This window comes from Catenovulum sp. 2E275 (assembly GCF_025515275.1).
Classification (GTDB): Bacteria; Pseudomonadota; Gammaproteobacteria; order Enterobacterales; family Alteromonadaceae; genus Catenovulum.
Genome location: NZ_JAOPFU010000009.1, coordinates 95,355 through 101,835, shown reverse-complemented (window position 1 = coordinate 101,835; position 6,481 = coordinate 95,355). Strand labels below are relative to the sequence as shown.

7 protein-coding genes and 1 tRNA gene are annotated in these 6,481 nt (G+C 39.0%); all 8 read right to left on the bottom strand.

From position 1 onward, the window contains the following. Window positions 1-15: 15 nt before the first annotated feature. The 8 genes from N7931_RS07160 to ruvB all read right to left on the bottom strand — a co-directional run bounded on the left by N7931_RS07160 (window position 16) and on the right by ruvB (window position 6,481). Window positions 16-91, bottom strand: a tRNA-Lys gene (locus tag N7931_RS07160). A gap of 214 nt (window positions 92-305) precedes the next feature. After that, entirely contained in the window at window positions 306-1,085 is a 780-nt protein-coding gene (ybgF, locus tag N7931_RS07155) for a tol-pal system protein YbgF (protein ID WP_262792980.1), read from the bottom strand. 19 nt (window positions 1,086-1,104) lie between these two features. Further along, on the bottom strand, window positions 1,105-1,650 hold the full coding sequence (gene pal / locus N7931_RS07150) for a peptidoglycan-associated lipoprotein Pal (RefSeq protein ID WP_262792978.1): 546 nt from the start codon (window positions 1,648-1,650) through the stop codon (window positions 1,105-1,107). A gap of 45 nt (window positions 1,651-1,695) precedes the next feature. Further along, the gene (tolB, locus tag N7931_RS07145) at window positions 1,696-3,039 is read right to left on the bottom strand and encodes a Tol-Pal system beta propeller repeat protein TolB (RefSeq protein WP_262792976.1); all 1,344 of its coding nucleotides are present in this window, start codon (window positions 3,037-3,039) and stop codon (window positions 1,696-1,698) included. An 18-nt stretch (window positions 3,040-3,057) separates the two neighbouring features. Then, window positions 3,058-3,987, bottom strand: a complete 930-nt coding sequence (gene tolA, locus N7931_RS07140) for a cell envelope integrity protein TolA (protein WP_262792974.1) — start codon at window positions 3,985-3,987, stop codon at window positions 3,058-3,060. A 4-nt stretch (window positions 3,988-3,991) separates the two neighbouring features. Then, window positions 3,992-4,414 (bottom strand): protein TolR, encoded by a 423-nt coding sequence (gene tolR / locus N7931_RS07135; protein WP_262792973.1) that lies wholly within the window; start codon window positions 4,412-4,414, stop codon window positions 3,992-3,994. A 4-nt stretch (window positions 4,415-4,418) separates the two neighbouring features. Next, the gene (tolQ, locus tag N7931_RS07130; protein WP_262792972.1) at window positions 4,419-5,129 is read right to left on the bottom strand and encodes a protein TolQ; all 711 of its coding nucleotides are present in this window, start codon (window positions 5,127-5,129) and stop codon (window positions 4,419-4,421) included. 341 nt (window positions 5,130-5,470) lie between these two features. Continuing rightward, a complete protein-coding gene (gene ruvB / locus N7931_RS07125; protein ID WP_262792970.1) occupies window positions 5,471-6,481 on the bottom strand; it encodes a Holliday junction branch migration DNA helicase RuvB in 1,011 nt (336 codons plus the stop codon).

Sequence of the window (6,481 nt, the reverse complement as noted above, 5' to 3'; positions counted from 1 at the left end):
TAAACAAAAATAAAGTGGTGGGTCATGCAGGATTCGAACCTGCGACAAATGGATTAAAAGTCCACTGCTCTACCAGCTGAGCTAATGACCCCTACCTGTTTTCAAACTTGGCTGATGCCCCGCTTGCTAACGGGGGCGTATGATACTGATATGCGAAGCGAACGCAACAAAAATTTCATTTTTTTTTAGAAAAAACGCTTTTTTTATTTAATCGGTTATAAAAAGACCGAAAAGGTTCAAAAATCAATCAATTAGATAGTTAATTTTACAAAATAAACTATCTAAGAAATTATCATCGGTATCGGTTAGTTTAAATTAGCAAGACGTGACTTTGCTAATTTAGCCACGGTCGAGTCGCCATATTCATTAATCACTTGCTGGTATTTTTCTTTAGCAAGTTGAGGTTTGTTCATTTTTTGCGCAACCATCCCTAATTTAAATATCGCATCTGCCCGCTTATTTGAATCTGGATACTTTTGAACAACCGTATTAAAACTACTCGCGGCTTCTTGATACTGCCCCTTTGTAAATAATAATTGTCCTAACCAATATTGAGCATTTGGCTGGTAAACTGAGTTTGGATATTGCTGAATGAAAGCCCGAAATTCAGGGATTGCATCATCATATCTTTGATCTTTCAGTACCAAATTAACAGCTTTATCATAAGCTTGGTTTTCATCTAAACTATTAGAGTATGAAGAAGTTGGACTCGAACTTGGCCCACTATTAATTACCCCAAAATCTTGTTCAGAATCAACACCACTAGAACGATTAATTTGACTAGCTTGTTTAGTTAATTCAGCTAGCTTATCTAGTTCTTGATATAGTTCTCTCTGTCTTTCTAATATTTGAGATAATTTATAATTATGCTCTTCGCTGATACCTCTAAGTTCTGCAATTTCTGTTTGCAACGAATCTACTTGTTGGCTCATTAATGCCTGAGAGCGACTTTTAGCTTCTACTGAACGTTCCAATAAATCAATTCGTTCGCCTAATGACATATTTCGCTCAGCAAAAGCTAAAGGAGTGGACATCACAGATGCCACCCCTATGCTGAGAGCGATGATTTTAGATAGCTTTTTCATAATCTCAGCTTTTAATCAATTAATAAACTAAAACTGCGCGACGATTTTTAGCAAAAGCAGACTCTGTACGAGATCTATCAAGAGCCTTTTCTTCACCATAACTTACAGTTGAAATTTGAGCAGACATAACACCTAAGTTTTGTAAATACTTAGCAACACTCTTTGCACGGCGCTCACCCAAAGCAATGTTATATTCCGGCGTACCACGCTCATCAGCATGGCCTTCAATTAACACTTTAGCACTTGGATTCGAACGTAAATAAGCGGCATGAGCCTCTAATACTTCAAAGTATTTTGCTTGAATTTGAGAACCATCAAAATCAAAGAAAATCATGTTAGTTTCACGTAATGCTGCTTGCTTACGTTCTTGAGCTTCAATTTCCATTTGACGTTTTTTCTCAAGTGTCATTACTTCAACTGAGTCCTCATTATTCATAGAGCCTGTTTGAGCCGAATCAGAGTTTGTCATACCAGCAGTATCTTCATCGCCTGTAGTTGTAGAACAAGCTGCTGTTAACATTGGAAGAACAACAACTAAATATTTTAATAATTGGTTAGCTTGCATGTGCTTATCCTTATTATTGCTTATTAAATTAAAATTAAACCACGATTACATATAGGGAGACCAAGCCGGAGACTTCACCTGCCCTTCACCTGCTGGTAAGCGAGCTTTAAAGCGACCATCAACCGAAACCAAGGCTAAAACCTGATTCTGACCATGTAATGTGCTATAAATTATCATATTTCCATTAGGAGAAAAACTAGGTGACTCATCTAAATGAGTTTTAGTTAAAACTTGTAATGCTCCGGTGCGTAAGTCCTGTTTCGCAATATGATAATTGCCACGAGTACGATTAACCATAATCAAGCTTTTACCATCAGGGGTATAAGATCCGCCCAAGTTCATTTCACCTGTAAAAGTGAGCCTATTTACTTTACCACTGTTAATATTAATTTCATATAACTGGGCTCGACCGCCCCGCTCTGAAGAAAATACTAATCTTTCACCATCAGGTGACCAACTTGGCTCTGTATCTATTGTACGGTTATTCGTTAAACGAGTTAGCTTTCGAGTTAGCATATCCATAATATAAATTTCTGGATTACCGTCTTTTGATAAAACCAACGCCATTTTAGAACCATCCGGAGACCAGCTAGGTGCACCATTAATTCCTGGGAATGAAGCTATCATTTCCCTAGAACCTGAATATAAATCATGAATAAAGACTTGAGCTTGACGATTTTCAAAAGTCACATACGCAAGCTTTGTTGCATCAGGAGACCAAGACGGAGACATTAAAGGCTCTTTACTACGTACGATTTCCTGTTCATTAAAACCATCATAATCGGCAATGACTAACTTATATGGACGAGTGCCACTATCAGCAACCAAGACATAAGCAATTTTAGTCTGGAATGCGCCTTTAATACCGGTCAGTTGCTCAAAAATACGATCACTCATTGCATGGCCGACACGACGAAAATCTGACATATCAAATTGCAGCGGGCGGCTTTCAAATAAAATATGAGCTTTAGATTCTACTAGTTTACCATTACTCATCGTTTGGGGACTGCCGCCAGTCACTTGGCCTCGAACAATATCAATAATTTGGTACTGGGCAATAAATAAGCCCGGTCTCACATCTTTAACCTGGCCAATCACAATAGTATCTATATTTCGTTCTGCCCAAGCCGAAAAATCCACTTCAGCACTACTAACAGGGTGCTGCGGCATGTCTTGTGGTTTAATTGCATTAAACTTACCACTTCTCATTAAATCAGCAGAAATAATTTCAGCTATATTTTGAGGCATTTGTGCAGTGCCTTTATATTCAAACGGAACAATCCCTATTGGTTGGGCACTATCCAAACCTTCTGTAATTAAAATTTCGATTGCGGCCTGACTTGAAAAAGCCGTTAAAAATAAGCTAATAGCAAATAGTACTCGTTTCATATTGTCACTCTTATCGAATTAGTTTTCAGGTGCTACGGTTAAATTGATATCTCGTAATAAAGCAGTTACTTCTGGGTCACTAGAAACCGGTAACTGGTTTGTTTTATACACAGCTTTTTCTGCAGCTTGGCAAGTTTGCGCATTACCTGACAACGTTTTAACCGAAGTTACAAAACCATTACTCGCCAGCTTAATATTCAATTTACAACTAGTACCAGCCAAAGATGGATCTGTATATAAGTTACTTTGAATAGCAGAGCGGATCAAAGCAACATATTTATCTTTTTCAGATAAAACCTGTCGGTTTCGTTGTTTATCGCGCGCAGCTTTCTCGGCCGCCATCTGCTCTTCTAACATACGCTGCATTTCAGCTTTTTCTCGAGCTTCCTGCTCTTTTTTCAGCCTTTCAGCTTCTTTACGTTTACGCTCTTCTTCCGCTTTCCGTGCTTCTTCCTCTTTGCGTTTGCGTTCAGCTTCGGCTTTTTGTGCAGCTTCACGTGCTTTGCGAGCTTCGTCTTCTGCTTTACGTTTTTCTGCCGCTTGTTTTTCTGCGGCCTCTTTTAGCTCTTTTGCTCGTTTAGCTTCTTTTATCTGGCGCTCTTTTGCCGCTTGCGCTTCTGCTTCTGCGGCTTTTTTCTGCTCAGCTAATTTTTGTAAATTGGCTTCGTTTTGACGACGAGAATTTTCAGCCGCTTGTGCACGTCGTTCTAATTCTGCAACTCGCTTATCTTCTTCTGCTTGCTTAGCCGCTTTGGCAGCTTCCATTTTTTTAACCTGAGCTTCCAACGCAGATTTATCCACTGAGACAGCGTGAACCACTTCTTTGTCTGGTTTATTTTGAGCATTTTGTGGTTGGTGCGGCGTTTTAAACTCCATACTCACAAACAAAACTAACCCTAAAATAATATGAACAAAAATTGAAATACCAAATGCAACAGGATATGTCATCTGATTACTCCTCAACTGGATCTGTCATTAAACCAACAGATTCAACGCCCTGTTTTTGTAATAACACCATCAAATTGACGACTGCATCATAAGTGACAGTACCGTCTCCTTCGACCATTACCGGGCGATCCGGTTCAACTTTTAAATAGGCACCTACCACAGCAGCAAGTTCTTGTGGCACCATAGGACCTTCTTTTTTGCTACCATCAGTGACAAAATATTCATAATCAGCGGTAACAGAGACAATCACGGGTGGTTTACTATCTTCAGCCAATGGGTTGGCATCTGCTTTTGGTAAGTCTACATTCACCCCGGCAGTAATTAAGGGGGCTGTTACCATAAAAATAATTAATAAAACCAACATAACATCAATATAAGGGACAACATTAATGTCGGATACGGGTCTGCGTCGCTTACGTATTTCCATACTATTAAGCTCCGTTATTATTCGCTGTATTGCCAGTTGGAGTATTCATTGCCTGACGATGCAAAATCGCTGAAAATTCTTCCATAAAGTTATGTAAATTATTTTCTAGTTTTTCAACTCTATGTGAGAAGCGGTTATAAGCAATAACAGCTGGAATCGCGGCAAATAACCCCATCGCGGTTGCTATTAATGCTTCGGCAATGCCCGGTGCAACCATAGCTAAAGTTGCTTGTTGTACTTCGCCTAAAGCAATAAACGCGTTCATAATCCCCCATACAGTACCAAATAAACCGATGTAAGGACTGATCGAACCAACCGTTGCTAAAAAAGGTAAATGCGTTTCCAGATTGTCAATCTCACGTGATAAGCTCACTCGCATTGAGCGGTAAGTTGCATCCATTACGGCTTCAGACGATGATCCATTTGCTTTACGTGAGCGGGCGAACTCTTTAAAGCCCGCTTTAAATAAACTTTCTGAGCCAGATAACTCGCCCACTTTATGGGTGACTTCATGATACAAATTACTTAAATCGACTCCCGACCAGAATCTATCTTCAAAAGCACGCGATTGTTTTGCTGCATTATTGAGCGCATTAGCGCGTTTGAAAATCATAGTCCAAGAAATAACAGACAAAGCAAGCAAAATAAGCATTACTGCTTTAACTAATAAACTGGCTTGCATGAATAAACCGAAGAAACTAATATCTGCTGACACTCTTTGATTCCTTAATTTTTATAAATTTCTGTACCTGTTAAGCGCTTTTGAATATTTGCCACTTTACTATGTCACTAAATGTTAATACCAAACATATCCATCTTAATAATACGGATGAGCAGTAGTCAATTAACTTTTGTAATATTAAACTGACAATATTTAAACCTTGGATTTGATAAATTTGGTTAAATAAAGTTCCACGTCAAATCCAACTTGAGCATAAAATACATCATTCTTTTTTACGCTGTAAAATATACGCTAAATACTAAACAAAAAATATGATTGAATACACATAACTAAAAAAACTTATTAGTTATTAATTAGTAGTGTGCCTTAGTTCATTATTTTTTATCGTTTTGAATCAATCCAAAATGCAAAAAAGCGCGTTGCGTGGCGATTCGTCCTCGAGGAGTACGCTGGATAAAACCCTGCTGAATTAAAAACGGCTCGATGACATCTTCAATTGTATCTTTCTCTTCCCCAATCGCTGCCGCAATATTATCTAAACCTACCGGGCCACCATCAAATTTTTCAATAATGGCTTCCAGTAGTTTTCTATCCATATAATCAAAACCTTGATCATCTACATTCAATAAATTAAGCGCTTGTTCGGCAATTTTATCATCTGCAATACCATCTGCTTTTACATCGGCATAATCTCTCACCCGACGTAATAAACGGTTTGCGATTCGCGGGGTTCCACGAGAGCGAATCGCAATTTCGCGGGCGCCTTCGCTGCTTAACTCCATTTGTAAAAAGTGAGCGCTGCGACTAATAATCTTTTCAAGCTCATCAACCGCATAAAACTCAAGTCGTTGAACTAAACCAAATCGGTCACGTAGCGGAGAAGTTAATGAACCAGCCCGAGTGGTAGCCCCCACCAAAGTAAAAGGGGGTAAATCTAATTTAATGGAGCGTGCAGCTGGGCCTTCGCCTATCATAATATCCAGTTGATAATCTTCCATTGCCGGATATAAAACTTCTTCAACCGCTGGACTTAACCTATGAATTTCATCAATAAACAAAACATCATGCGGTTCTAAATTGGTTAATAAAGCCGCCAAATCACCGGCTTTTTCAAGTACAGGGCCAGAAGTGGTTTTAATATTCACATTCATTTCGTTAGCAATAATTCGAGCTAATGTAGTTTTTCCTAAACCGGGCGGCCCAAAAATAAGTACATGATCCAATGCGTCCTGCCGCTTTTTTGAAGCTTCAATCGCAATGCTCATTTGCTCAACAACATGCAACTGGCCCGTATAGTCGGCTAAGGTTTGCGGACGAATTGCCCGATCAACTGTTTCATCATCAAACTGTGCTTGTGCACTTATTAAACGATCTGCTTCTATCAT

Coding starts and splice junctions, on each gene's coding strand:
- ybgF (WP_262792980.1), bottom strand. CDS start 1,085: ATGAAAAAGCTATCTAAAATCATCGCTCTCAGCATAGGGGTGGCATCT.
- pal (WP_262792978.1), bottom strand. CDS start 1,650: ATGCAAGCTAACCAATTATTAAAATATTTAGTTGTTGTTCTTCCAATG.
- tolB (WP_262792976.1), bottom strand. CDS start 3,039: ATGAAACGAGTACTATTTGCTATTAGCTTATTTTTAACGGCTTTTTCA.
- tolA (WP_262792974.1), bottom strand. CDS start 3,987: ATGACATATCCTGTTGCATTTGGTATTTCAATTTTTGTTCATATTATT.
- tolR (WP_262792973.1), bottom strand. CDS start 4,414: ATGGAAATACGTAAGCGACGCAGACCCGTATCCGACATTAATGTTGTC.
- ruvB (WP_262792970.1), bottom strand. CDS start 6,481: ATGATAGAAGCAGATCGTTTAATAAGTGCACAAGCACAGTTTGATGAT.